We start from the raw sequence: 23,854 nt of genomic DNA, 5'->3' as shown, positions 1-23,854 counted from the left end.
GGCCAAGCAGGCGGCGCGCGAGCGTGGCGCGATCGAGGCTTGGTTCGTCGACGACATGGGCCTGGTCACCGAAGGCGCGTCATCGAACGCCTGGATCATCGACGCCGAAGGCGCGCTGCGCACCCGCGACACCAACGCCAACATCCTGCGCGGCGTGACCCGTTCGACCCTGCTGGAGGTGATCCGCGAGAGCGGCCTACCGTTTAGCGAAAAGCCGTTCACCGTCGCCGAGGCGCAAGGCGCGAGGGAGGCGTTCATCACGGGGGCCGGTTCGCTGCTCACGCCGATCGTCCAAGTCGATGGCGTGAAGCTGGGCGACGGAAACCCGGGCGAGGTGGCGACGCGGCTCCGGCGTCTCTATATTGAGCGCGCGCGTCAAAAATCCATCTGAGGTCGGAGCAATATTCGGCACGGGCGGCTTTGCGTCGCGCGGCCTTGCGGAAATTTTCACTGAGGGCTTGTCGCTTTCAACGAAAAATCATCTAGCATGGTCTTGTTTGTGTGGGGGGCGTGTGGCCCTCCGAGAACAATGAGAGGGGAACCCCCGATGTCCGCCGAAAAGAAGCAAAACCTTCAGGACACCTTCCTGAACAGCGTGCGTAAATCGAAGACGCCGCTCACCATCTTCCTGGTCAACGGCGTCAAGCTGCAGGGCGTGGTCAGCTGGTTCGACAACTTCTGCGTCCTTCTGCGCCGCGACGGCCAGTCGCAACTGGTGTACAAGCACGCCATCTCCACCATCATGCCGGCGCAACCCGTTCAGCTCTATGAGCCCAGCGCCGACTCCGACGACTGAGACGATTGTCCAAATCCACATCCAGGTCGATTGACCACGCCGCGCCGATCCTGAAGGCGCTTGTCATCCATCCGGCGCGGCAACTGCGCGGTCAGGCGGCCCTCGAAGCCCGGGATCCCAATGCCCGGCTCGAGGAAGCCGTCGGCCTCGCGGTGGCGCTCGATCTCGAAGTCGTCGAGACCGTGATCGCGCCTCTGCGCGCGGTCACGCCGGCGACCTTGTTCGGCAAGGGCAAGATCGAGGAGTTCGCGGCGATCTGCGAGGTCGAGCACATCGACGTCGCCGTCTTCGACGACCAGCTCACTCCGATCCAGCAGCGCAACCTTGAAAAGGCGCTGAAGGTGAAGGTCGTGGACCGCACGGGCCTGATCCTCGAGATCTTCGCCCGCCGAGCCCGCACGCGTGAAGGCCGCCTGCAGGTCGAGCTGGCCAGGCTCGAATACGAGCGCTCGCGCCTCGTCCGCACCTGGACCCACCTGGAACGCCAGCGGGGCGGCACCGGCAACACCGGCGGCCCCGGCGAAACCCAGATCGAGCTCGACCGCCGCCTGATCCGCGACAACATTCTCAAGCTCAAGAAAGAGCTTGAGGAAGTGCGCCGCACGCGGACCCTGCATCGCAGCGCCCGCAAGAAGGTCCCGTACCCGACCGTGGCGCTGGTCGGCTACACGAACGCTGGCAAGTCGACGCTGTTCAACCGGCTGACCGAGGCCGAGGTCCTGGCCAAGGACATGCTGTTCGCGACGCTGGACCCGACCTTGCGCACCGTGAAGCTGCCCGATGGCCGGCCGGCGATCCTTTCCGACACCGTCGGTTTCATCTCGGACCTGCCGCACGAGCTGGTCGAGGCTTTCCGCGCCACGCTGGAAGAGGTGCAGGAGGCCGACGTGGTCCTGCACGTCCGCGACGTCGCCAACCCCGACAGCGAGGCCCAGGCCCGTGACGTCAAGACCGTGCTCGCCGAACTGGGCGTCACGTTCGACGAGGGCAAGACCGTCGTCGAGGTCTGGAACAAGGTCGACCTGCTGGCCGAGGAAGAGCGCGAGATCGTCGAGGGCCAGGCGCGTCGCTCCGAAGCTTCGGCGGTCTCGGCGGTCACCGGAGACGGCTGCGAGGCGTTGCTGCGCCGGATCAGCGGCCTGATCGACGACTCGCCGCCGGTCGAGGTGCAGCTCGGCGCCCATCACGGCCAGGCCCTGGCCTGGATCTACCGCAATGGTCGGGTGATGAGCCGCTACGACGGCCCGTCCGGCGAGGTCCGCCTGATCGCGCGCCTCGACGCCCAGGCCCTGGGCCGTTTCGAGCGCCAGTTTCCGGAAGCCGAAGTTCAGGCGGCCCAGTAGGCCTCAGGCCTTCTCGGCCGCCTTGGCGTCGTTCCACAGGGCGTCCATCTCGGCCAGGTCCGACTGATCCGGCGTCTTGCCGCGCTCGGCCAGCCCCGCCTCGACGAAGGCGAAGCGGCGGGCGAACTTGGCGTTGGTGGCGCGCAGGGCGTCTTCCGGATCGACGTCCAGCTTGCGGGCCAGGTTGGCGCAGACGAACAGGATGTCACCCAGCTCCTGGCGCGCGTTGGCCATGTCGCCGGCGGCGATCTCGACCTCGATCTCGTCGGTCTCCTCGCGCAACTTGGCCAGCACCTCGGTCGCCGTCGGCCAGTCGAAGCCCACGCGGGCGGCGCGCTTGGTCAGCTTCACGGCGCGGGTCAGGGCGGGCAGGCCGGTCGGCACATCGTCCAGCACGCCGGTCTTGGCCTTGGCTTGCCGCTCCTGCGCCTTGAGCTGCTCCCAGCCGGCCACCTGGGCCGAGAGGTCCTCGTAGGCGTGGTCGCCGAACACGTGCGGATGGCGGCGGATCATCTTGTCGGAAATGGCGGCGGCGACGTCCTTGAGGTCGAACGCCCCCTGTTCCTCGGCCATGCGCGAATGGAACACGACCTGCAGCAGCAGGTCGCCGAGCTCTTCCTTCAGCTCCGGCAAGTCGTTGCGTTCGATGGCGTCGGCGACCTCATAGGCCTCCTCGACCGTATAGGGCGCGATCGTCGCGAAGGTCTGCTCCAGGTCCCAGGGGCAGCCGCCGTTCGGGTCGCGTAGCTTGGCCATGATCTCGACCAGGCGAAATAGCGGATGCTGATCGTCATTCTGCGGGGGCGGAGAAAGCGGCATGGGGACTCGGCTGGGCTGCGGGCTGCGCGGCGTCCGACGCCGCCGCGTCCCGCGCCGCGAGCTGGCGCTGGATCTCGGCGACACGGGTCGCATCCAGCGGATAGCGCAGCATGATCGCCGCGACCAGCAGTCCCATCGCGGCGGGCACGACCGAGTAGAGCACGGTGAGGGCGGTCTCGCCGCTCGGCGTCGGCGCCTTGGGGTCGAAACCCAGCCAGGCCAGCACCGGAAAGACCCCGATCGCCAGGGCGTAGCCCAGCTTCAGCGTGCCCGTCACGATGGCGTAGAGCAGGCCCGTGCGGTCGACGCCGCTGGCCAGCCGTTCCTCGTCGCCGATATCGGCCATCATCGAGCGCACCAGCATCGGCGCGGCGGTGTAGGGCAGGCCGGCCAGCACCAGCACGAGCATGGCGGCGGCCGTATTGCCGGGCGGGGTGAGCACCGCGGCGAACTGCACGATCGCGTAGAGCACCCCGCCGATCGCCATGGCCCCGTGCTTGCCGACCCGCTTGGCCAGCATCGGCCAGATCGGCGCGCCGGCCAGGGCGGCCAGGAAATAGACCAGCAGCAGGATCCCGGCTTGGGCCTTGTCGAAGTGCTTGATGCGCTCGAAGAAGAACAGAAACAGCGCCCCGGCGATGCCCGGCGCCACGCCCATCAGCAGGTCCGCGGCCAACAGCCGGCGCACGGAAGGGCGGGTCAGGAGCTCCAGATACTGCTTGATGCCGGCCGCGTGGCGAGCGACCGGTGCGGCAGGCTCGCCGACGACCTTGACCGCCAGCAGCACGGTGATCGGCAGCAGGGCGACGATGAACCAGCCCATGGCGCGGATCCCGGCGGTATGGTCGCCCTTGGTCAGCGCCACCATCAGCGGCGGCAGGCAAAGGACCAGGATCATGCCGACGACATTGCCGCCCTGCCACCAGCCATAGACGCGCGAACGCTGCTGGTAGTCGCTGGACAGCACGCCGCCCCAGGCAGTGTGCGACAGCACGCACATCGAATAGCCGGCATAGGTGACCAGCAAACAGGCCCAGAGGTACAGCGGCGTCACGCCGGGCTTGCCCATGAACAGCGCGAAGGCGCCGACGCCCACCACCGGCATGCCGGCCAGCATCCAAGGCCTGAACCGGCCCAGGCGGGTGCGCGTGCGGTCCATCAAGCCGCCGACGAACGGGTCGAAAGCGATGTCGATCAGCCGGACCAGAAGGAAGGCCGCGCCTACCGCCGACAGTGAAAGCCCGAGGGTGCTGACGTAGAACTCCGGCAGATAGACCACCAGCGGCAGGCCCACGGCCGCGAGGGGGATGCAGGGGCCCGCGAATATGGCCAGGGTTCCGGACGCCATTGTTGGCGACGCCGGTCTTGGCGATGAAGGACGCTCGGACATTGTGTACTCCTCCCCGCGCTGTTGATCGCGCTTGGACGCCACGCCGCTGGGCGGCTGTTTCAAACGAGTGTGCGAGCAATGGTCGCCAAGCGCCAGCCTCTTCCGGCGCGCACGGCTTCGCCGCCTCACGCGGCTCGCCGCTGAAGGGATGGAAAGGGACGCGGAGCGCCGGACGCCGTCCGGAGTAGGTTTAGTTTGATACCGTTTCGACGAAGCCAGACGCTCCGCGCGACCGTTATTCGCAAGCGCCCTGGTTTGGCGATGTTCGCGCCTCCCCAGGCTCACGCCTCCGGCGGGCGGGCTGGGCAGCGAACCCAGTTCCGGACCACGAGCCATTACGCCCGTCTGTCGCGCTCGTCAGCCTGCGTCCACCGTCGTTTCTGTCTTCCAGGGTCGACCACCACCGGGATGAACGAAGTCGCGAAGTTTCCCCCGCACCGACGAGCGCGCCCGCTCGATCGCCCCCCGCCGCCGCAATCGGTCGCTGGCCATGCGCCCTTTCCTCGCGACGAGGTGGGTAGACTGTACGGCGGGTTTTGGAGCCGGGGACGAAAAGGGCTGAACGCTCGTGCGTTACATCGCCCCTCTCTCTGAGAGAGAGGGAGGGGCCCATGCGCAGCATGGGAGGGTGAGTGGTTACACCGCTCACCGATAAATCCCGAAAACTCAGTGAGATGCGYGAAATCCCCAACCGGCTTTGCCTAACCTCTCACCCTCCCACGCCTACGGCGCGGGCCCCTCCCTCTCTCAAAGAGAGAGGGGTTCTATCCCCGCATCCTGACGAGCATTCACCCCTGTGGCTTCAACCTCAACGGCAGCCCAGCCGCCACGAAATAGACCTCGTCCACCGTCGCGGCGAGCCGCTGGTGCAGGCGGCCGGTCTCGTCGCGGAAGCGGCGGCCCAKCGGCGTCTCGGGCACCAGGCCAAGGCCGACCTCATTGCTGACCAGCCACAGGCGGGCAGGGCAGGCGGCCACGGCCTCGACCAAGTCGGTCGCCGCCGCCTCAACGTCCCATTCGGCCATCAGCAGGTTCGACAGCCACAAGGTCAGGCAGTCGACGACCGCCGCCGCGTCAGCGGGCAGGGCGGCGATCGCGGCCGGCAGCGCCAGCGGCGCCTCGACGGTGACCCATGATTCGCCGCGATCGAGCCGGTGCCGCGCGATCCGCTCCGCCATCTCGTCGTCGAACGCCTGGCCGGTGGCGATCAGGACCGGACGCCCAGCGCCGGCGGCGGTTTCCGCCGCTTTCTGGGCGAAGGCGCTCTTGCCGGAACGGGCTCCGCCCAGCACCAGGATCGCGGTCATGGAAGCTCCACATTGACGGTGTGCGGCGCAGCATATAGGGCTGGCGTCGCGTCAGGCTCCTCGAAAGAGGATTAAAAGGGAACGAGGTTCAAGACCTCGGCTGCCCCCGCAACTGTAAGCGGCGAGCTCTCGCGTCATATGCCACTGGGGTCAAAAACCCTGGGAAGGCGACGCCAAGAGCATTGACCCGTGAGCCAGGAGACCTGCCCGGCGCGGTCGTTCATCGCTTGGCCGGGGTGCGCCAAACGAACGGGGTCTCCCGAGAAACGACTGTCACAGGACCGCGCGTCGGTCCGAGGCGTACGCGTGGCTTTTGCRAGCTTGCGAGTGCGTCGTGGGTCAGCGCGCGGATCGTTTCGAACGGAAGTAGAAGACCATGATCCGAGCGTTTCTCAGCTCCACCGCCCTCGCCACAGTTCTCATTTCAGGATCGGCGATGGCCGACGACCAGAAGGCCCCCGAGGCCGACGTCGCCGGCAAGGTCGGCGCCAATGGCGTCGCCGAACTCGTCGTCACCGCCACCCGCACCGCCCAGCCGATCGAGAAGGTCGGCGCCTCGGTCACCGTCTTGACGCAAGGCGCCATCGAGGCCAGCCAGGCGATCTCGATCACCGACCTGCTGGCCCAGCAGCCTAGTGTCAGCTTCACCCGTAACGGCGGGCCGGGCGCGAGCACCAGCCTCAACATCCGCGGCGCCGAGAACCAGCACACCGTCGTGCTGATCGACGGCGTCAAGCTCAACGACCCGTCCTCGACCCAGGGCGGCTTCAACAGCGGCAACCTGCTGGTCGGCGACATCTCGCGCATCGAGATCCTGCGCGGCGCCCAATCGACCCTGTGGGGCAGCCAGGCCATCGGCGGCGTGGTCAACATCGTCACCGCCGAACCGACCGCGCCGTTCACCAGCTCGGCCGATGTCGAGGTCGGGGCGCGCAAGACCGGCTATGTCCGGGGCGGCGTCGGCGGCGCCACCGACAAGGTCGTCTGGCGCCTGGCCGGCGGCTACTACACGACCGACGGCTTCTCGACCTACAAGACCGGGACCGAAAAGGACGGCTACCAGAACGCCGGCGCCTCGGGCCGCGTGCGCGTCCAGCTGACCGACACCGTCTCGGCCGAGGTCCGTTCGGTCTATTCGCGCGGCAAGAACGACTTCGACGGCTTCGCCGGCGATAGCGCCGAATTCGGCCGCACCAAGGAGCTGGTCGTCTATAGCGGCCTGAACTTCGCCCTGCTGGACGGCCGCTTCAACAACCGCGTCGGCTACGCCTACACCGACACCGATCGCGCCAACTACAACCCGGCCCGCTTCGTGCCGATGACCTTCGACTCGGCCGGCAAGAACAAGCGCTGGGAATATCAGGGTGTGTTCGCGGTCACCGACACCTGGACCGCGTCGTTCGGCGCCGAGAGCGAGAGGTCGCGCATGCGGACCCGCTCGCCGACGGTCTCTCAGCCGCTGATCCCGTTCCGCTCGGGCAAGGTCGGCGTCGACAGCGTCTATGGCCAGCTGCAGGCCGAGGTGGTTCCGGGCCTGACCCTGACCGCCGGCCTGCGCTACGAGGACCACGACACCTACGGCTCACACACCCTGGGCCAGGCCTCGGCCGCCTGGGCGCTGAACGAGGGAAACACCGTCCTGCGCGCCAGCTTCGGCCAGGGCTTCCGCGCCCCGGGCCTCTATGAGCTCTACAGCGAGTACGGCAACCTCGCCCTGTCGCCGGAGGACTTCGACAGCTGGGACGCTGGGGTCGAGCAGCGCTTCCTGGGCGGCAAGGCCCGCGCCTCGGCCACCTGGTTCCATCGCGAAGCCGACAATGAGATCCGGTTCTTCTCATGCGTCTCGGCCGCCGATCCGCTGTGCGCCCCGGGCGGCTCGCCGCGCTTCGGCTACTACAACAACGTCCAGAAGACCAAGGCCCAGGGCCTCGAGCTGATCGGGGAGCTGAAGCCGGTCGACGGCCTGACCCTGACCGGCAACTACACCTATACCGACGCCGAATCCAATTCGGGCGCGAACAAGGGCAAGCAGCTGACCCGGCGGCCGAAAAACATGGCCAACCTGTCGGCGACCTATCGCTGGCCGGTGGGCCTGACCACCACGGTGGCGGCGCGCCATGTCGGCAAGACCTACAACAACGACGCCAATACCCAGGTGGTCGCCAGCTACACCACCGTCGACCTGCGGGCCGCCTATCCGCTGAAGGACGGGCTGGAAGTGTTCGGCCGGGTCGAGAACGCCTTCGACAAGGACTACCAGACCATCCTGAACTACGGGACGCCGGGTCGTGGGGCCTTCGTGGGCCTGCGGGCGCGGTTCTAGGTCCCGCCGTGGCGTCGATACCCATCATCGGCGCCTTCCGGCACGGCGGCCGTCTCCGCGAGGCGATGGCCGCCTATCCGGACGCGCCGCGTCCCTGGCTGGACCTCTCGACCGGGATCAATCCCGAGCCGTGGGCCGGCCAGCGGGCGCCGGCCGACGCCCTGCGGCGACTGCCGGATCCGGCGGCCTTGGCCGACCTCGAGGCCCTGGCCGCGCGGGCTTTCGGCGTCGAAGATGAGGCGCGCGTCGTGGCCGTCCCCGGGGCGGAGGCGGCGTTGCGGCTGCTGCCAGGCTTGCTGGGCGGCGCACGGGTCGCCCTGGCGACGCCGATCTATGGCGGCCATGCCGAGGCCTGGGCCGCGCGCGCGCCTACCTCGGTCTCGGCGTTGTCGGATCCTGCCGCCCGCGACGCGGACGTCCTGGTCCTGGTTAATCCAAACAATCCCGATGGTCGCCGGGTCTCGCGCCCGGACTTGGCCGCTTTGGCCGAGGCGCGTTCCGCTGCCGGGCGTTGGACCGTGGTCGACGAGTCCTTCGTCGAGGTCGCGCCCAAGCTCAGCGTGGCGGGCCTGGCCATCGAACGTCTGATCGTGCTGCGCTCGTTCGGCAAGTTCTATGGCTTGCCGGGGGTTCGGCTTGGATTTCTTATTGTTGACAATGTCTTGGCAAAACATCTTCGCGTTCTTCTCGGCGATTGGCCGCTGAACGCCGACGCCCTGGCGCTGGGCCTTGGCGCCTATGCCGACGATATCTGGCGCGCGACGGCGCGGGCCTGGCTCGCCGTTCAGGCCGCCGAAGTCGACGCCGTCTTGGCCGAAGCCGGGCTGAAGGTTGTCGGCGGCTGCGACCTGTTCCGCTGGGTCGAGGTTCCTGACGCCCACATGGTCTTCCAGCGGTTTTGCGAGCAAGGCGTGCTGACCCGGCCCTTCGCCGACCGAAGTGATCGACTTCGGATTGGCCTGCCTTCCCGAAATGATTTCAATCGCTTCCGTCAGGTATTTCAGGTGCTGAAATCATGACCGCGAGCCGGCGGGAGGTGGTGGGCGGCGCCCTGGCTCTGGTCGCGCAGGGGCCAGCGCTGGCCGTCCCGCGCCGGATCGTGTCGCTGAACAGCTGCCTGGACGCCATGCTCGTGCACCTGGCCGATCGCGGCCAGATCGCCGCGCTCAGCCACTATGCCCGCGAGCCGTACGGATCCACCGTCGCCGCCCAGGCCAAGACCCTGCCGTTCACCTGGGAGAGCGCCGAGGAGGTCATCGGGCTGCGACCGGATCTGGTCCTGGCCAGCCAGCACTCGGCCCTGGCCACCCGCAATGCGTTGAAGCGCCTGCATGTGCCGGTCCAGCGCTTCAAGGTTCCCAAATCCGTCGACGAGAGTCTCGGCCAAGTGCGCAGGCTGGCCGGCTTGATCGGCCATGCCGATCGCGGCGAAGCCCTGGTCGCCCGCATCGAGGCGGCGATCGCCGCGGCGACCCCCGCGCCAGGCGCGCGCCGGCTCAGCGCCCTGATCTACCAGCCCAACGGCTTCGCGGCCGGTCCCGGAACCCTGATCGACGAGGTGATGACCCGTGCCGGCTTCGACAACGTCGCCCGGCGCTACGGGCTCAAGACCTGGGGCAATGTCGGGCTGGAGAGGCTGTTGGCCGACCCGCCGCGGGTGCTGCTGGTCGGCGAGCCGGCGCCGGGCGCGYGCAGCTGGGCCGACCGGGTCATGACCCATCCGGCGCTGAAGTCGATCTCCGGCCGGATGCGGCAGGCGCGCCTGCCCGAAAAACTTCTCTATTGCGGCGGTCCGGTGCTGATCGAGACCGCCGCCGCCATGGCCCGAGCCCGCGCCCAGGCGCTGAAGGAGGGAGCATGAGATCCCGATCCCCGTTGATGGTCAGCGGCGTCCTGGCGGTGTTGCTGGTCGTCCTGTTCGGCCTCGGCCTTTGCGCCGGCCGCGTCTGGACGCCCTGGAGCGCTTGGACCTCGCACGGCGCCGATCCGCGCTGGGCCATCGTCTTCGGCCTGCGCTTGCCGCGCACGATCTTGGCGATCCTGGTCGGCGGCGCCCTGAGCCTAAGCGGCGCGGCGCTGCAGGGCTATACCCGCAACCCGCTGGCCGACCCGGCGGCGTTGGGCGTCTCGACGGCGGCGGCGCTGGGCGCGGTGCTGACGCTGTATCTGGGCGCGGCCGGCGAGGCGAGCTGGATCCTGCCGCTGGCCGCCATGGTTGGAGCCGGGATCGGAGTCGCCATTCTGCTCAGCCTGGCCGGGATCTCGTCCAGCATCGTCACCTTCCTGCTGGCCGGCTTTGTCATTCAGACCGTCTGCGGGGCCGCGATCGCCTTGGCCTTGAATCTGGCGCCGAACCCGTGGGCCGTGAACGAGATCGTCAACTGGCTGATGGGCTCACTGGCCGATCGCAGCGTCGAGGAGGTGCGGATCGCCGCGCCGGGCGTCCTTGTCGGCAGCGTGCTGTTGCTGACCCTGGGCCGCTCGCTGGACGCCCTGACCTTGGGCGAGCAGGGCGCAAAGTCACTGGGTGTCGAGCTCTCCCGCACCCGTCTGCTGATGGCGGTTGGCGTGGCGGTGGCGGTCGGTTCCAGCGTGGCCGTGACCGGCGTCATCAGCTTCGTTGGCCTGATCACCCCGCACCTGCTGCGGCCGGTTCTGGGATCGCGCCCCAGCGCGTTGCTCGCGCCGTCGTTCCTGGGCGGCGCGGCCCTGACCTTGGCGGCCGACATCCTGGTGCGGATGACCCCGGCCGCCAGTGAGGTCAAGCTCAGCGTCGCCATGGCGGCGCTGGGCGGGCCGTTCTTCCTGGCCATGCTGATCTCGATGCGTCGGAGGCTGGCATGAGTCTGGAACAGACCCTCCGCGCGGACGCCCTGGCGATCCGCCTCGGCGGCCGTCCGGTGCTGGGCGGGATCACCGCCGGCTTCAGCCGGGGCGAGCTGGTCGCGATCGTCGGCCCGAACGGCGCGGGCAAGTCGACCCTGCTGAGCTGCCTGGCCGGCCTGCTCAAGCCCGACACGGGCGCGACGCTGCTGGACGGCGCGCCGATCGCGGCGCTGCCGGGACGACAACGCGCACGGCGTCTGGCCTTCCTGGCGCAGACGCCCGAGATCGCCTGGGATGTCGATGTCCGCGCCTTCGTCGGCCTGGGACGGACCCCGCACCTGGGCGCGTTCGGGCCCAGCGCCGAGGACCAGGCGGCGATCCACGCGGCCATCGTCTCGGCCGGTCTGGAGGCCTTCGCCGAGCGTGCGGTCACGCGTCTGTCCGGCGGCGAGCGGGCTCGCGCCTTGATCGCCCGCGCCCTGGCCGGCGAGACCGACTGGCTGCTGGCCGACGAGCCGCTAACCGGCCTCGACCCCGGTCATGCGCTGGACGCCCTGGCCCTGTTTCGCCGCCTGGCCCACGACCAGGGCAAGGGCGTGATCATCACCCTGCACGACCTGAACCTGGCCGCGCGCTTCGCCGACCGGGTGCTGATCCTGAGCGAGGGCGCGCTGGTCATCGACGGTTCGCCCGAGGTCGCCCTGACGCCCGAGATCCTGTCGAAGGTCTATGGCGTCGCGGTGCGCCGCCACGCCGGCGAGGGCGGTCCGCTGATCGAAGTGCTCGGCCGTGTCGGCTAGTCCCTGGATCGTGCTCGGGGCCGCGCTACTGGACGCCGTCGTCGGCTATCCGGACGCGGCGCATCGGCGCATCCCGCATCCGGTGGCGTGGATCGGAGGACTGATTTCGGCGCTGGAGGCGGGGCTCAACCGCCCGACTTTGAGTGAGCTGGCGCGGCGCCTGCTGGGCGTGGCGACGCTGCTGGTCATCGTCGGCGTCAGCGGCGGGGCGGGTTGGGTCATCACGCGCTTCGGCGGGCCTTGGGTGGTCGCGATCGTCGGCGCCCTGGGCCTGGCGCAGCGGAGCCTGTTCGACCACGTCCGCGCGGTCGTCAAACCCTTGAGCGCGGGCGATCTCGCAAGCGCGCGGAGCGCCGTCGGCAAGATCGTCGGCCGTGACGTCGAGCGGCTCGACGCGGCCGGCGTCGCCACGGCGGCGATCGAGAGCCTGGCCGAGAGCTTCAACGACGGGGTGGTCGCCCCGATGTTCTGGTTCGTGGTTGGCGGCTTGCCGGGCCTGTTCGTCTACAAGGCGGTCAACACCGCCGACAGCCTGATCGGCCATCGCGAGCCGCGCTGGCGGTCGTTCGGCTGGGCCTCGGCGAGGGTCGACGACCTGCTGAACCTGATCCCGGCCCGACTGGCCGGCGCTCTCGTAGCCCTGGTGGGGCGAGGCGGCTGGCGGATCATGCTGCGCGACGCCGGCAAGCACGCCTCGCCGAACGCAGGCTGGCCCGAGGCGGCCATGGCCGGCGCGCTGGGCGTGCGGCTCGGCGGTCCCGCCTGGTACGACGGCGCGCCCTCCGAACGGCCCGCCCTGGGCGAAGGCCGGGAAGCCGCTCCGGCCGACCTGGCGCGGGCTCTGCGCGTCTATCTCCTTGCGTGCGCGGCGCTCTGGTTGATGTTGGCCCTGGGAGGACTGGCATGGCCGCGCTGATGATCCAGGGATGCGGGTCCGACGTCGGCAAGTCGGTGCTGGTGGCGGGGCTGTGCCGGCTGTTCGCCAATCGCGGCCTGACCGTCCGGCCGTTCAAGCCGCAGAACATGTCCAACAACGCCGCGGTCACCGCCGATGGCGGCGAGATCGGCCGCGCCCAGGCCCTGCAGGCGATCGCCTGTCGCACACCGCGGACGGTCGACATGAACCCGGTGCTGCTGAAGCCGCAGAGCGACGTCGGCGCCCAGCTGATCGTGCGCGGCCAGATGGCCGGAACTTGGAAGGCGCGCGGCTATCAGGAGCGCAAGGCGTCCCTGCTGGGCACGGTGGTCGAGAGCTTCCGCCGGCTGGAAGCGCAGAGCGACCTTGTCATTGTCGAAGGCGCCGGCAGCCCGGCCGAGATCAATCTTCGCGCCGGCGACATCGCCAATATGGGCTTCGCGCGGGCGGCCGACGTGCCGGTCGTGCTGGTCGGCGACATTGACCGAGGCCACGTGATCGCCGCCCTGGTCGGCGCTCATGTCGTCCTGGAGGAGGGCGACCGCGCCATGGTGCGCGGCTTCCTGATCAACAAGTTCCGGGGCGATCCGACCCTCTTCAAAGACGGCCGAGACGAGATCGTCCGCCGCACGGGTTGGGCCGACCTTGGCATGGCGCCGTGGCTGGCGGCGGCGCGGCGCCTGCCCGCCGAAGACGCCGTGGTGCTGGACCGTTTCGCGGGCCCGGGTGAGCGCAAGGTCCGCATCGTCGTGCCGATGCTGTCGCGGATCGCCAATTTCGACGAGTTCGACGCCCTGCGCGCCGAGCCGGAGGTGGAGTTCGCCTTCGTCCCGCCCGGAACGCCGCTGCCTGGAGACGCCGATCTGGTGATCCTGCCCGGGACCAAGGCGACCCTGGCGGACCTGGCGTTCCTGCGCGCCCAAGGCTGGGACATCGATTTGAAGGCTCACGTCCGGCGCGGCGGTCGCGTGCTGGGCGTCTGCGGCGGCTACCAGATGCTGGGCCGCCGCCTCTCGGACCCGGACGGGATCGAGGGCGCGCCGGAGACGACCGAAGGGCTAGGTCTGCTGGACGTCGAGACCGTGATGACCGGCGACAAGACCCTGCGCCCGGTCGGCGGACGGCTAGCCGAGGGCGCGCGGTTCGAGGGCTACGAGATGCACGTCGGCCGCACGACGGGCGCGGCGGCGGCGATGCTGACGTTCGACGACGGCGCCGACGACGGCGCGGTGTCCCCCGACGGCTTGGTCCGGGGCTGCTACGTCCACGGCCTGTTCGATCGCGGTGAGGCGAGGGCGGCTCTGCTGGCCGAGCTGGGCGCCCGCTCCGAAGGCGTTGATCAGGCCGTCCGCGTCGACCGCGCCCTGGACGAGATCGCTGCCATGCTTGAGCAGGCGTTCGACATTCCCGCGCTTGCGGCTTTGGCCGGACTGGAGACCTTCCGATGACCCTTCCGACCGTAACGGCCGTGGACCCGGCGCGCGTCGCGACGCTGCGCGCCCAGATCGACGGCAAGGCCAAGCCGCTCGGCGCCCTGGGGCGGATCGAGGATCTGGCCGTGCAGGTCGGCCTGATCGCGGACGGCCCGCCGCCCGCGCTCGACAAGGCGCTGCTGCTGGTCTTCGCGGGCGACCACGGCCTGACGGTCGAGGGCGTGTCGTCCTATCCGCCCAGCGTCACCCAGGCCATGGTCGCCACCTTCCTGGCCGGCCGGGCCAGCGCCAACGCCCTGGCCAAGGCGGTGGGCGCCGAGTTGCGCGTGGTCGACGCCGGCGTCGACGCCGATCTTCCGGCCCATCCCAACCTGCTGGCCGAGAAGGTCCGCCGCGGCACCCGCAACGCCGCCGTCGAGCCCGCCCTGACCGCCGATGAGGTCGCCGAGGCGCTGGCGCGCGGCGCGCGGATCGCTCAGGACGCCGCGCGTGAAGGCTTCGAGGTGCTGGCGCTCGGCGAGATGGGCATCGGCAACACCGCCTCGGCCGCGCTGATCATGCACCGCCTGGCGCCCGCGCCGCTGATCGAGTGTGTCGGGCGCGGCGCGGGTCACGACGACGAGGGCCTTGCCCGCAAGCTGGCGGTGCTCGAGCGGGCGGCGTCACGGTCCGGGGCGGTCGAACCGGCGGCGGTGCTCGCCGAATTCGGCGGGCTGGAGATCGCGATGATGGCCGGGGCGGTGATCGGCGCGGCCGCCGCGCGCATTCCGGTGCTCGTCGATGGGTTCATCGTCTCGGCCGCGGCGCTGGCGGCGATCCGTCTGGTTCCCGAGACCAAGGCCTATTGCGTGTTCTGCCACCGCTCGGCCGAGCGCGGCCATCAGCGGATGCTGGAGTCGCTGGAGGTCGAACCCCTTCTGGACCTTGGTCTGCGGCTGGGCGAAGGGACCGGGGCCTTGCTGGCCCTGCCCATCGTCCGCGCGGCCTCGCGGTTGCTGAGCGATGTCGCCAGCCTCGACGACGTCCTGAACGGCCGGCTCTGAACGTGGGCTGGGCGCACCATCAGGTTCGGCTGCTGATCTGCGCGATCCAGTTTCTGACCCGTGTCCCGACGCCTTGGCTCGCGACCTTCGAGCCTGGCTGGATCACCCGGTCCGCGCGCTATTTTCCTTTGGTCGGACAGGGCGTCGGCGCGGCCAGCGCCCTCGTCCTCGTGCTGGCCGAGCGCGTCTGGAGCCCTCCGGTGGCGGCGGTGCTGGCCATCGCGGTTGGCGTGCTGATCACCGGAGCCTTTCACGAGGACGGCCTGGCCGACACGGCCGACGGCCTGGGCGGCGGCCAGACCGCCGAGCGCCGCCTGGAGATCATGAAGGACAGCCGGATCGGGACCTATGGCGCCTGCGCCCTGGTCCTGACCCTGGCGCTCAAGGCCGCCGTCCTGGCCATGACGCCGGTCGCGACGGCGGCCGTGATGCTGCTGAGCGCGCACGGCCTGGGCCGCGCCGCCGCCGTGGTGGTCATGCGGGCGACGCCCTACGCGCCGAGCGGCGAGGCGGGGAAGTGGAAACCCGTCCCCGATGGCGTTCAAACATCCGAAGTCCTGATCGCGCTGGTGATCGCGAGCTGGCCGCTGGCGCTGTTGCCGCTGGACGCGGCGCTCGCCGGCTTGGCCCTGGGTAGCGCGCTGACGGTCGCTCTGGCCTTGCTGGCCCGTCGCCTGATCGGCGGGCACACGGGCGATGTGCTGGGGGCGGTCGAGCAGGTGTTCGAGGTCGGGTTCCTGCTCGGCGCGGCGGCGCTGGCATGAGGCTGCTGGTCGGTCCGATCTCGGCCGTCCAGCGGCTGTTGAACGACCAGCGCGTCGACCACGTCCTGACCCTGGTCTCACCGGACGCCGAAGCGCCACAAGTCGCCGGGCCGCGCACCTTGCTGCGCTTCAACGACATCGTCGAGCCGAGGGCGGGTCTGGTCGCGCCGTCGCCGGAGCAGGTCGCGACGATCCTGGCGCTGCCCGAGCGCCTCGGCCGCGACCCCACCCTGCTGATCCACTGCCACGCCGGCGTCAGCCGCTCGACGGCGGCAGCCTACATGCTGGCGTGCGCGGTGCGGGCGGAGGGGGAGGAGCCGGCCCTGGCCGCTCGTTTGCGCGCGCTGTGCCCCGAGGCGACGCCGAACCCCCTGATGGTGGCGCTGGCTGACGAAAGGCTCGGACGCGGCGGGGCCATGGTCCGCGCGATCGCCGGCATAGGACGCGGCGCAGAGGCCTTCGAGGGAACGGTGATCGATTGGCGGTTGGACTAGGGGCAACGAAATAGTCGGGAAGTGTCAGTGTCATCCCGGCCGGAGGACCGCGTAGCGGGCCGCAGAGCCGGGACCCAGGGGCCGCTGCTCCGCGCTTGGCCCCTGGGTCCCGGACAGCCTCTGCGAGGCTTCCGGGATGACACAAATTTATAGCTTCAGGGCTCTAGTCGAGTGGCTGGACTACCGCTTGAGCGGGCTCATCGGCAGCTCGATCCGCACCAGCATCCACTTGAAGACCCCGCGTCGCTCGAGCACGAGACCAAATTCGCCGTGGTCGCCCTTCTTGTCGCGATAGGTCGCGCGGAAGTGGTTGAGGCCCTGATAGGCGTAGTGGGTCTCGGTGTCGGACTTGGCCTTCGGTTGGGGCTTGGGCTGCTCGACCGGCGGCGCGTCTCGGGACAGTTCGATCTTCGACGGCGCCCGGTTGGTGGCGACCATGTTGGCGATCGCGTCGGGCGTCGCATAGGCGTCGACCGCCTTGTCGACCACGCCGACCAGCAGCATCTGGCCGAAGGCGGCGAAGGGATTGTCCCGCAGCTCCGGATCCTCGGCGAACGACTTGGTCATCGCCGCCTTGAGCTGGCTCTTGAGGCTCTCGCGCACCGCCGGAAAATCGACGCCCTGCTCCAGCTTGTCGCGATCGCCGGCCTTGGCCGCCGCGTTCAGGCTCTGCAAGGCGAAGATCGGCGAGGCGAAATAGCCGGCGACGAGCAGCGCCAGGGCGAGGCCCAGGCCGATGGCCAGGATGCGGTTGGTACGAGTCATCAGGTTCTCCCGTCTCGATAGGGGCAGACGGGAGAACCAGGGTCAACCAGACGGCGTCGGCGGGYCGTCAGCCGGCGGACGGCCGCGAGGCGCGCAGGATCTCGGCCCAGACCGGAGGCCGCTTGCCCGTGCGCTTCACCAGATCGTCGCGCAGCGCCAGGTAGCGGCCGTCCAGCAGGCTGGCCAGGCTGTAGGTTCCCACCCCGTTGCCGACGTCCCAAGGATGGGGCGCGTATTCCGCCTGGCCCGAGGCGGCGCGGTCGCGGTCGAACTGGATCTTGGAATTGACGAACTCGATATGGATCTTCTCGCCCGTGGCGAAGGCCGCCAGCCAGTCCAGCGACTTGGGCAGGCTGGCGCCGGCCGGGCTCTTCCAGGCGAACCAGTCCTCGCCGTGGGCCTGGGCGGCGAGGGCGGCCATCATCAGCGGGTCGAGGTTGTAGGTGACGTAGTGCAGGGCGTCGCGCTCGTGGAAGTCGAACATCGAGCCGTCGGCGTACAGGTTGGCCGTGATCTGCTTGCGGAAAGCCTGGCGGGCGCGGTCGATAATCTTGGCGTCGCCGGTCTGGAAGGCGGCGATGGTCGCCAGCTTGACGCGGTGGCTTTGCCAATTGGTGTTGGCGTTCTTGGTTCCCGCGTCCATGGCGTCGAGATAGCCGACGGCCATCTTGCGCCAGAAGGCGTCGACCTTGGCGCGGATCGGGGCGGGCAGGTCGTCCTCGGTCAGGTCATAGGCCATGACCAGCGTGTCGAAGCCCGTCTCGTCGATCGGGTTGAACGAGATCTGGTAGACGTCGGCCCAGTTCTCCAGATAGCGGCCGGTCGCGTCCAGGAAGCGGCGGTCGCCGGTCAGGCGCCAGGCGATGGCGAAGTTGAGCACGATCGGCTGGTCTTCGCGGGCCTTGAGGCTGATCTCGCGAATGCCCTTGCCGGGCAGGGTGCCTTCGGTATGGGCGTGGGGAATGGCGCCGGGCGGGCGGTCCAGCGTCGCCGTGGCGCGGGAGACTGCCATCTCGGACAGGGCCGGGGCGACGGGGCCCTTGCCGAAGGTGGGCCCCAGCAATCCGTAGTCGGCCGCGTGCGACGCGGTTGCGACGGCGGTCAGGGCGCAGGCGGCGAGCCAAGCGGTTTTCAAAGAGGCCTCCCTAAGCTTTTTCGCCGGCGATACGGTTCCGGCGTTGATCGAAGATATCTGGCCAATAGTGACCCGTGTCAATTATTGGTCATGCCAATATGGAAATATTGGTCCGACCGAGCTTTGATGCCCTTTCAGCCCCGGATGGGAGCGGGCAGGGCGGAGGCTTGGCTGAATCGCTTGTGTTGCGGCATTTTCCTGACCATCTTCCCGCCCTTCGAGGGAGCCGCGCTTGACCACCAAGAGACCGACTATCGACGACGTCGCCCGGCTGTCGGGCGTGGCGCGCGTGACGGTGTCCCGGGTGCTGAACGGCGGCCCCAATGTGCGCGACGAGGTCCGGGCCCGCGTCATGCAGGCGGTCGAGGCGCTCGACTACAAGGTCAATCCGCAGGCCCGCAGCCTGGCGGGCGGCGCCAGCCGGCTGCTGGCCTTCGTGTTCGCGTCGGACCCCGAGAACGAGCCCAACTCGTACTACGAGTCCGCTCTGGAGCTGGGCGCGCTGCGCGCCTGCCTGGCCCTAGGCTATCAGGTTCTCGTCCAGAACGTCCCGCAGCAGACCCCTGACCGCCAGAAGCGGGTGCTGGACCTGATCACCACCCAGCGCTGCGAGGGACTGATCCTGTCGCCGCCCTACAGCGACGATGTTCCGCTGATCGAGGCGGCCCTGGCCCAGGGGTGCAAGGTCGTCACCGTCTCGCCTGGCGGCCCCGGGCGCGGCAAGGCTGATGGCGTGGGCGTCGACGACGAAGCCGGCGGCTACGACATGACCCGCGAGCTGCTGCGCCTGGGGCACCGCCGTTTCGGCTTCATCGCCGGCCTGGAGGGCCACCTTTCGGCCGACCGTCGCCTGAAAGGCTTCCAACGCGCGCTGGCCGAGCAGGGGCTAGGGGAGGCGGACTGCGTCGTGCTGCGCGGCGACTTCACGTTCCGCTCGGGCACGCACCTGGCGCCGCGACTGCTGGACCACCCGCTGCGGCCGACCGCCCTGGTCTGCGCCAATGACGACATGGCCGCCGGCGTCCTGTCGGCCGCTCACGCCCGGGGCTTGAGCATTCCCCAGGACCTGTCGATCACCGGCTTCGACGACGCCCCGGTCGCCGCCATCGTCTGGCCGCCGCTGACCACGGTGCATCAGCCCGTCAAGGTCCTGGGCCAGCGCGCCGTCGAGATGCTGGTGGCCCGCCTGACCGGCGCGAACCTCGCGCCAGAACCGGTGTTTCTGGAGCTGGAGCACGCCGTGGTGTCGCGGCAGACGACGGCGGCGATCTAGATCCACTGGCGCTGACTTTCTTTCGTTCTTGACAACGTTGTCGCCTATGCCGCTTATTGGAAGCGCTTCCAACGCCGCCCAGGCGCGTTGATTCACGACAAGAACAAGAAATTCACCGCCGTGGGCGGGAGTTCAGAGGGGAGAGCTGCATGCGAAACCGCACGACGAGCGGACGTCCGTCCATCCAGGGATTCTACGCCACGGCTTCGGCCGCCGCGATCACGGTCGCCCTGGCCGGTCCAGGCGCGGCCTGGGCCCAGTCGGCCGATCCGGCGCCGAAGACCGACGACACGGTCGAAGCGATCGTGGTCACCGGCATCCGCGCCGGCATCCAGAACTCGATCAACATCAAGAAGAACGAAACCTCGATCGTCGAGGCCGTGTCGGCCGAGGACATCGGCAAGCTGCCGGACGTGTCGATCGCCGAGTCGATCGCCCGTCTTCCTGGGCTGGCCGCACAGCGCGTCAACGGCCGCGCCCAGGTGATCTCGATCCGGGGCCTGGCGCCGGACTTCACCACCACGCTGCTGAACGGCCGCCAGCAGGCCAGCTCGGGCGACAACCGCGCGGTCGAGTTCGACCAGTATCCGTCGGAACTGCTGTCCAGCGTCGTGATCTACAAGACCCCGGACGCCCAGGTGTCGGGCATGGGCCTGTCGGGCACCGCCGACCTGCGCACCGTGCGCCCGCTGACCTATGGCAAGCGCGCCCTGGCCCTCAACCTTCGCGGCGAGAAGACGTCCGGCGAGAAGCTGAACGATGACTCGCACAATGTCGGCGGCCGCTTCAGCGCCAGCTATATCAACCAATTCGCCGACGACACGATCGGCGTGGCCATCGGCTACGCGCACCTGGATTCACCGTCGCAGGTGAAACACTACAAGGCCTATGGCTATGAGGCCTTCCCGGCCGACTCGACGACGCCGGACAGCGCCGACGGCGCCCTGATGCTGAATGGCCAGGAGATCTTCGCCACCTCGCGCAACAACAAGCGCGACGCGGTCATCGGCATCTTCGAGTACCAGCCGAACGATCGGATCCACTCGACGCTGGACCTGTACTACTCGACCTTCAAACAGAAGGAGACGACGCGCGGCGCCCAGTGGTTCTCGAACCCGTTCGCCGACAGCGCCACCTTTACCGGGGTCACCACCGAGGACCTGGGCGGCTCGAAGTTCGCCTCCGGCGGCACGCTGAACCACGGCGTCCCGCAGCTGCGCAACGACTACAACACCCGCATGGACCAGCTGTTCTCGGCCGGGCTGAACAACGAGTTCCAACTCGGCGAGAAGACCAAGCTGGTCGCCGACCTGTCCTATTCGTCCAACAAGCGGAAGGAGCAGATCATGGAGACGTACGCGGGCTATGGCCGCGGCGTCGGTGGCGTGACCGGCGCCACGCCGGATGTGGGCCGCACCTATGACACGATCGGTTTCAAGGTCGCAGACGACGGCTTCTCGCAATACGACGAAGGCCTGAACTACGCCGACGCCAGCAAGGTCACCCTGGGCGACCGCGCGCCGTGGGGCGGCTGGGGGCACGACGGATCCATCCGCTTCCCGCACGTCAAGGAAGACGTCAAGGCGGTCGACATCCGCCTCGAGCACGAGATGGACGGCTTCGTCACCCAGCTGTCGGCCGGTGTGAACTACACCAAGCGCGACAAGGGCAAGACGGTCTCGGACAACGACCTGTTCCTGAAGAACGGCCGCCAGCAGGTCTATGTCGACGCGGCCGATCTGGTCGATCCGACCCAGCTGGGCTTCGCCGGCTTCGGCGGCGTGCTCAGCGTCAAGATCGGCGACGTCTGGAAGAAGTACTACAACTCAGCGCCGATCCTCGACGCCAACTACTACGACAAGAACTGGGACATCACCGAGGAGGTCACGACCTTCTTCGGGCGGGCCAACTTCCAGGCCGGCGACCTGCGCGGCAACCTTGGCGTCCAGGTCGTCAAGCAGTCGCAGGAATCGAGCGGCGTCGTGATCAACGGCCTGGCCTCCGGCCAGCCGATCGTGCCAACCAAGATCAACGCCAAGGACAGCTATACCGACGTCCTGCCCAGCCTGAACCTGATCTACGACTTGGGCGGCGGCCATCGCCTGCGCTTCGCCCTGTCCAAGACCATGGCCCGTCCGCGCATGGACGACATGCGGGCCAATGTCACCCCGGGCTTCAACTCGCTGGTCTGCTCCAGCCAGCCCTGCGGTCCCGGCACCACCGTGAACCCATGGTCGGCCTCGGGCGGCAACCCGCACCTGCGTCCGTGGGAGGCCAAGGCCGCCGACCTGGCCTATGAATGGTACGTCAGCCCCGCGACCTATCTGTCGGTGGCCGGCTTCTACAAGAAGCTCGACACCTACATTTACCAGCAGACCGGCGTGTTCGATTTCACCGGCATCCCGATCCCGGTCGGGGCCAGCATCCCGGCCGGCACGACGATCAATCCGATGGGCCAGATGACCCTGCCGGCCAATGGCAACGGCGGCACGGTCAAGGGCCTGGAATTCAGCGGCGCGGTCGAGTTCGGTCAGTTCGCCGACCTGCTGAAGGGCTTCGGCCTCCAGGGCAGCCTGTCGCTGACCAAGTCCAATCTGAACCCGACCACCAACACCGATCCCAAGGCCAAGGTCCGCATCCCCGGCCTGTCGGGCACGGTCTACAACCTCACCGGCTACTACGAGCGCGGTGGGTTCCAGGCGCGGATCAGCCAGCGCTACCGCTCGGCCTTCAAGGGCGAGGTGGTGCAGCTTTACGCCACGCGCGGCTTCACCGAGATCCTCGCCGACAAGCAGGTCGACGCCCAGATCGGCTACACGTTCGAGGAAGGCCCGATGAAGAACCTGGGCGTTCTGCTGCAGGTCAACAACCTGACCAACTCGCCGTACCGCACTCGCCTGGGTCTCGACGCCGGCGGCACGCAGACCAGCAACGGCGCCACCCTGCCGGAAACCTACGAGAAGTACGGCCGGCAATTCCTGTTCGGCGTGAACTATCGGTTCTAATCAGAGGATCAGGGCCGGTCGCTCTCCAGGGCGGCCGGCCCGTCCGACAAGAACCAAGGAGGCGAGGCCTAGGCCTCGACCTTCCGCTCAACGGGAGGCGGGTGGTTGCAACCGCTCAAGAAGATATTGATCGCCGGCGGCGGCTCCGCCGGATGGATGACGGCGGCGCTGTGCTCGCGTCTGTTCCAGGGCCTGTACGAGATCATCCTCGTCGAGTCCGAGGAGATCGGCACGGTCGGGGTGGGCGAGGCGACCATCCCCGCCATCAAGAAATTCAACGAGCTACTGGGCCTCGACGAGGACGACTTCCTGCGCAAGACGCAGGGGACGTTCAAGCTGGGCATCCAGTTCAACAACTGGTGGCGCAAGGGCGAAAGCTATCTGCACGGTTTCGGCGTCATCGGCCAGGACCTGGGCTGGCTGCGCAGCCATCAGTACTGGCTGCGGATGCGCGAGCTGGGCCAGGCCCCGGCCTTCGACAATCTCGCGATCAACAACGCTATGGCGCTGCAGGACAAGTTCATGCGCGCGCGGGCGGACATGAGCGAGTCGCCGATCGGCCACATCGCCCACGCCTTCCATTTCGACGCCGGGCTCTACGCCAAGCATCTGAGCACCTACGCCCAGGCGCGCGGCGTGACGCGGCGTGAGGGCAAGATCGTCGACGTCGCTCTGCGGTCCGATGACGGCTTCGTCCAGTCGGTGACCATGGACGACGGAGAGGTGATCGCCGCCGACTTCTTCGTCGACTGCTCGGGCTTCCGCGGCCTGATCATCGAACAGGCGCTGAAGACCGGCTACGAGGACTGGACGCACTGGCTGCCCTGCGATCGGGCCATCGCCGTGCCCAGCGAGCGGTCGGAGCACTTCACCCCCTATACCCGCTCGACGGCGCACGACGCCGGCTGGCAGTGGCGGATCCCGCTGCAGCACCGCACCGGCAACGGCCACGTCTATTCCAGCCAGTACATTGACGACGACGAGGCCGAGCGCGTCCTGCTCTCGAACCTGGACGGCGCCCAGCGGGCCAATCCGCTGCGCCTGCGCTTCACGACCGGCAAGCGCAAGAAGATCTGGAACAAGAACTGCGTCGCCGTGGGCCTGGCCAGCGGCTTCATGGAGCCGCTGGAGTCGACCAGCCTGCACCTGATCCAGTCGGCCGTGATCCGCATGGTGCGTCTGTTGCCCGACGCCGGTTTCGATCAGGCCACGATCGACGAGTTCAACCGCCAGAGCGACTTCGAATACGAGCGCATCCGCGACTTCATCATCCTGCACTACAAGGCCACCGAGCGCGACGACACGCCGTTCTGGCGTTCCTGCCGCGACATGGAGGTCCCCGCGACCTTGCAGCGGAAGATGGATCTCTTCCGCGCCAATGGCCGGGTGTTCCGCGAGGACGACGAGCTCTTCACCGAGGAG

21 protein-coding genes, 1 pseudogene and 1 riboswitch are annotated in these 23,854 nt (G+C 68.7%); of the genes and pseudogenes, 17 read left to right on the top strand and 5 right to left on the bottom strand.

Features of this window, described 5'->3' with window-relative positions:
* The 3 genes from AC1DSO_RS20750 to hflX all read left to right on the top strand — a co-directional run.
* Nucleotides 1-391: aminotransferase class IV (locus AC1DSO_RS20750; RefSeq protein WP_477070612.1), on the top strand; the 391-nt coding region annotated here is incomplete at its 5' end.
* A gap of 156 nt (nt 392-547) precedes the next feature.
* Nucleotides 548-796, top strand: coding sequence for an RNA chaperone Hfq (gene hfq / locus AC1DSO_RS20745; protein ID WP_013079113.1), 249 nt, complete (start codon nt 548-550; stop codon nt 794-796).
* 5 nt (nt 797-801) lie between these two features.
* The gene (gene hflX / locus AC1DSO_RS20740) at nt 802-2,139 is read left to right on the top strand and encodes a GTPase HflX (protein ID WP_477070611.1); all 1,338 of its coding nucleotides are present in this window, start codon (nt 802-804) and stop codon (nt 2,137-2,139) included.
* A 3-nt stretch (nt 2,140-2,142) separates the two neighbouring features.
* Here the strand turns inward: hflX and mazG are convergent, their stop codons facing one another.
* Together mazG and AC1DSO_RS20730 are read right to left on the bottom strand one after the other, a co-directional pair.
* Complete coding sequence (gene mazG / locus AC1DSO_RS20735; protein ID WP_477070610.1) at nt 2,143-2,958, bottom strand: nucleoside triphosphate pyrophosphohydrolase; 816 nt, start codon at nt 2,956-2,958, stop codon at nt 2,143-2,145.
* Nucleotides 2,930-4,306, bottom strand: coding sequence for an MFS transporter (locus AC1DSO_RS20730; protein WP_477070609.1), 1,377 nt, complete (start codon nt 4,304-4,306; stop codon nt 2,930-2,932). The genes mazG and AC1DSO_RS20730 overlap by 29 nt, the downstream gene beginning before the upstream one ends.
* A gap of 488 nt (nt 4,307-4,794) precedes the next feature.
* Here AC1DSO_RS20730 and AC1DSO_RS20725 point away from each other — a divergent pair.
* Nucleotides 4,795-4,869 (top strand): annotated as a pseudogene (locus AC1DSO_RS20725) (hypothetical protein); the annotation flags it as partial.
* Between the two features lie 267 nt (nt 4,870-5,136).
* Here AC1DSO_RS20725 and cobU read toward each other — a convergent pair.
* The gene (gene cobU / locus AC1DSO_RS20720; protein ID WP_477070608.1) at nt 5,137-5,655 is read right to left on the bottom strand and encodes a bifunctional adenosylcobinamide kinase/adenosylcobinamide-phosphate guanylyltransferase; all 519 of its coding nucleotides are present in this window, start codon (nt 5,653-5,655) and stop codon (nt 5,137-5,139) included.
* 36 nt (nt 5,656-5,691) lie between these two features.
* Nucleotides 5,692-5,880, top strand: a riboswitch (cobalamin riboswitch).
* 151 nt (nt 5,881-6,031) lie between these two features.
* Between cobU and AC1DSO_RS20715 the strand changes: the two genes are divergently transcribed.
* Genes AC1DSO_RS20715 through AC1DSO_RS20670 form a run of 10 tightly spaced genes read left to right on the top strand, consistent with a single transcriptional unit; the run spans nt 6,032 to nt 16,254 of the window.
* Nucleotides 6,032-7,978 (top strand): TonB-dependent receptor plug domain-containing protein, encoded by a 1,947-nt coding sequence (locus AC1DSO_RS20715; protein ID WP_477070607.1) that lies wholly within the window; start codon nt 6,032-6,034, stop codon nt 7,976-7,978.
* 8 nt (nt 7,979-7,986) lie between these two features.
* Entirely contained in the window at nt 7,987-8,997 is a 1,011-nt protein-coding gene (locus tag AC1DSO_RS20710; RefSeq protein WP_477070606.1) for an aminotransferase class I/II-fold pyridoxal phosphate-dependent enzyme, read from the top strand.
* Nucleotides 8,994-9,839: an ABC transporter substrate-binding protein gene (locus AC1DSO_RS20705; RefSeq protein ID WP_477070605.1), complete on the top strand. Its 846-nt coding sequence runs from the start codon at nt 8,994-8,996 to the stop codon at nt 9,837-9,839. Before AC1DSO_RS20710 ends, AC1DSO_RS20705 begins: the two co-directional genes overlap by 4 nt.
* Entirely contained in the window at nt 9,836-10,822 is a 987-nt protein-coding gene (locus AC1DSO_RS20700) for a FecCD family ABC transporter permease (protein WP_477070604.1), read from the top strand. Before AC1DSO_RS20705 ends, AC1DSO_RS20700 begins: the two co-directional genes overlap by 4 nt.
* Nucleotides 10,819-11,604: an ABC transporter ATP-binding protein gene (locus AC1DSO_RS20695; RefSeq protein WP_477070603.1), complete on the top strand. Its 786-nt coding sequence runs from the start codon at nt 10,819-10,821 to the stop codon at nt 11,602-11,604. Before AC1DSO_RS20700 ends, AC1DSO_RS20695 begins: the two co-directional genes overlap by 4 nt.
* The gene (cbiB, locus tag AC1DSO_RS20690; protein WP_477070602.1) at nt 11,594-12,520 is read left to right on the top strand and encodes an adenosylcobinamide-phosphate synthase CbiB; all 927 of its coding nucleotides are present in this window, start codon (nt 11,594-11,596) and stop codon (nt 12,518-12,520) included. The genes AC1DSO_RS20695 and cbiB overlap by 11 nt, the downstream gene beginning before the upstream one ends.
* Nucleotides 12,508-13,968, top strand: a complete 1,461-nt coding sequence (locus AC1DSO_RS20685; RefSeq protein ID WP_477070601.1) for a cobyric acid synthase — start codon at nt 12,508-12,510, stop codon at nt 13,966-13,968. Before cbiB ends, AC1DSO_RS20685 begins: the two co-directional genes overlap by 13 nt.
* A complete protein-coding gene (cobT, locus tag AC1DSO_RS20680; RefSeq protein ID WP_477070600.1) occupies nt 13,965-14,996 on the top strand; it encodes a nicotinate-nucleotide--dimethylbenzimidazole phosphoribosyltransferase in 1,032 nt (343 codons plus the stop codon). The genes AC1DSO_RS20685 and cobT overlap by 4 nt, the downstream gene beginning before the upstream one ends.
* A gap of 2 nt (nt 14,997-14,998) precedes the next feature.
* Nucleotides 14,999-15,760 (top strand): adenosylcobinamide-GDP ribazoletransferase, encoded by a 762-nt coding sequence (gene cobS / locus AC1DSO_RS20675; RefSeq protein WP_477070599.1) that lies wholly within the window; start codon nt 14,999-15,001, stop codon nt 15,758-15,760.
* Nucleotides 15,757-16,254 carry a tyrosine phosphatase family protein gene (locus AC1DSO_RS20670; protein ID WP_477070598.1) on the top strand — a complete coding sequence of 166 codons (498 nt, stop codon included), beginning with the start codon at nt 15,757-15,759 and terminating at the stop codon, nt 16,252-16,254. Before cobS ends, AC1DSO_RS20670 begins: the two co-directional genes overlap by 4 nt.
* 180 nt (nt 16,255-16,434) lie before the next feature.
* Here the strand turns inward: AC1DSO_RS20670 and AC1DSO_RS20665 are convergent, their stop codons facing one another.
* Both AC1DSO_RS20665 and AC1DSO_RS20660 read right to left on the bottom strand, forming a co-directional pair.
* Nucleotides 16,435-17,019: a DUF2939 domain-containing protein gene (locus tag AC1DSO_RS20665; protein ID WP_477070597.1), complete on the bottom strand. Its 585-nt coding sequence runs from the start codon at nt 17,017-17,019 to the stop codon at nt 16,435-16,437.
* 67 nt (nt 17,020-17,086) lie between these two features.
* The gene (locus AC1DSO_RS20660) at nt 17,087-18,154 is read right to left on the bottom strand and encodes an alginate lyase family protein (protein ID WP_477070596.1); all 1,068 of its coding nucleotides are present in this window, start codon (nt 18,152-18,154) and stop codon (nt 17,087-17,089) included.
* A gap of 232 nt (nt 18,155-18,386) precedes the next feature.
* On the opposite strand from AC1DSO_RS20660, the gene AC1DSO_RS20655 reads away from it, so the two are divergent.
* The 3 genes from AC1DSO_RS20655 to AC1DSO_RS20645 all read left to right on the top strand — a co-directional run.
* A complete protein-coding gene (locus tag AC1DSO_RS20655) occupies nt 18,387-19,427 on the top strand; it encodes a LacI family DNA-binding transcriptional regulator (RefSeq protein ID WP_477070595.1) in 1,041 nt (346 codons plus the stop codon).
* Between the two features lie 149 nt (nt 19,428-19,576).
* The gene (locus tag AC1DSO_RS20650) at nt 19,577-22,432 is read left to right on the top strand and encodes a TonB-dependent receptor (protein WP_477070594.1); all 2,856 of its coding nucleotides are present in this window, start codon (nt 19,577-19,579) and stop codon (nt 22,430-22,432) included.
* Nucleotides 22,433-22,537: 105 nt separating this feature from the next.
* Nucleotides 22,538-23,854: tryptophan halogenase family protein (locus AC1DSO_RS20645; RefSeq protein ID WP_477070593.1), on the top strand; the 1,317-nt coding region annotated here is incomplete at its 3' end.

The organism is Caulobacter sp. P4_E5 (genome assembly GCF_056401555.1).
The sequence above is the reverse complement of the archived record's forward strand: the minus strand, read 5'-3'. Positions and strand labels throughout refer to the sequence as shown.

Coding starts and splice junctions, on each gene's coding strand:
- hfq (WP_013079113.1), top strand. CDS start 548: ATGTCCGCCGAAAAGAAGCAAAACCTTCAGGACACCTTCCTGAACAGC.
- mazG (WP_477070610.1), bottom strand. CDS start 2,958: ATGCCGCTTTCTCCGCCCCCGCAGAATGACGATCAGCATCCGCTATTT.
- AC1DSO_RS20730 (WP_477070609.1), bottom strand. CDS start 4,306: ATGGCGTCCGGAACCCTGGCCATATTCGCGGGCCCCTGCATCCCCCTC.
- AC1DSO_RS20715 (WP_477070607.1), top strand. CDS start 6,032: ATGATCCGAGCGTTTCTCAGCTCCACCGCCCTCGCCACAGTTCTCATT.
- AC1DSO_RS20700 (WP_477070604.1), top strand. CDS start 9,836: ATGAGATCCCGATCCCCGTTGATGGTCAGCGGCGTCCTGGCGGTGTTG.
- AC1DSO_RS20695 (WP_477070603.1), top strand. CDS start 10,819: ATGAGTCTGGAACAGACCCTCCGCGCGGACGCCCTGGCGATCCGCCTC.
- AC1DSO_RS20685 (WP_477070601.1), top strand. CDS start 12,508: ATGGCCGCGCTGATGATCCAGGGATGCGGGTCCGACGTCGGCAAGTCG.
- cobT (WP_477070600.1), top strand. CDS start 13,965: ATGACCCTTCCGACCGTAACGGCCGTGGACCCGGCGCGCGTCGCGACG.
- AC1DSO_RS20670 (WP_477070598.1), top strand. CDS start 15,757: ATGAGGCTGCTGGTCGGTCCGATCTCGGCCGTCCAGCGGCTGTTGAAC.
- AC1DSO_RS20665 (WP_477070597.1), bottom strand. CDS start 17,019: ATGACTCGTACCAACCGCATCCTGGCCATCGGCCTGGGCCTCGCCCTG.
- AC1DSO_RS20650 (WP_477070594.1), top strand. CDS start 19,577: ATGCGAAACCGCACGACGAGCGGACGTCCGTCCATCCAGGGATTCTAC.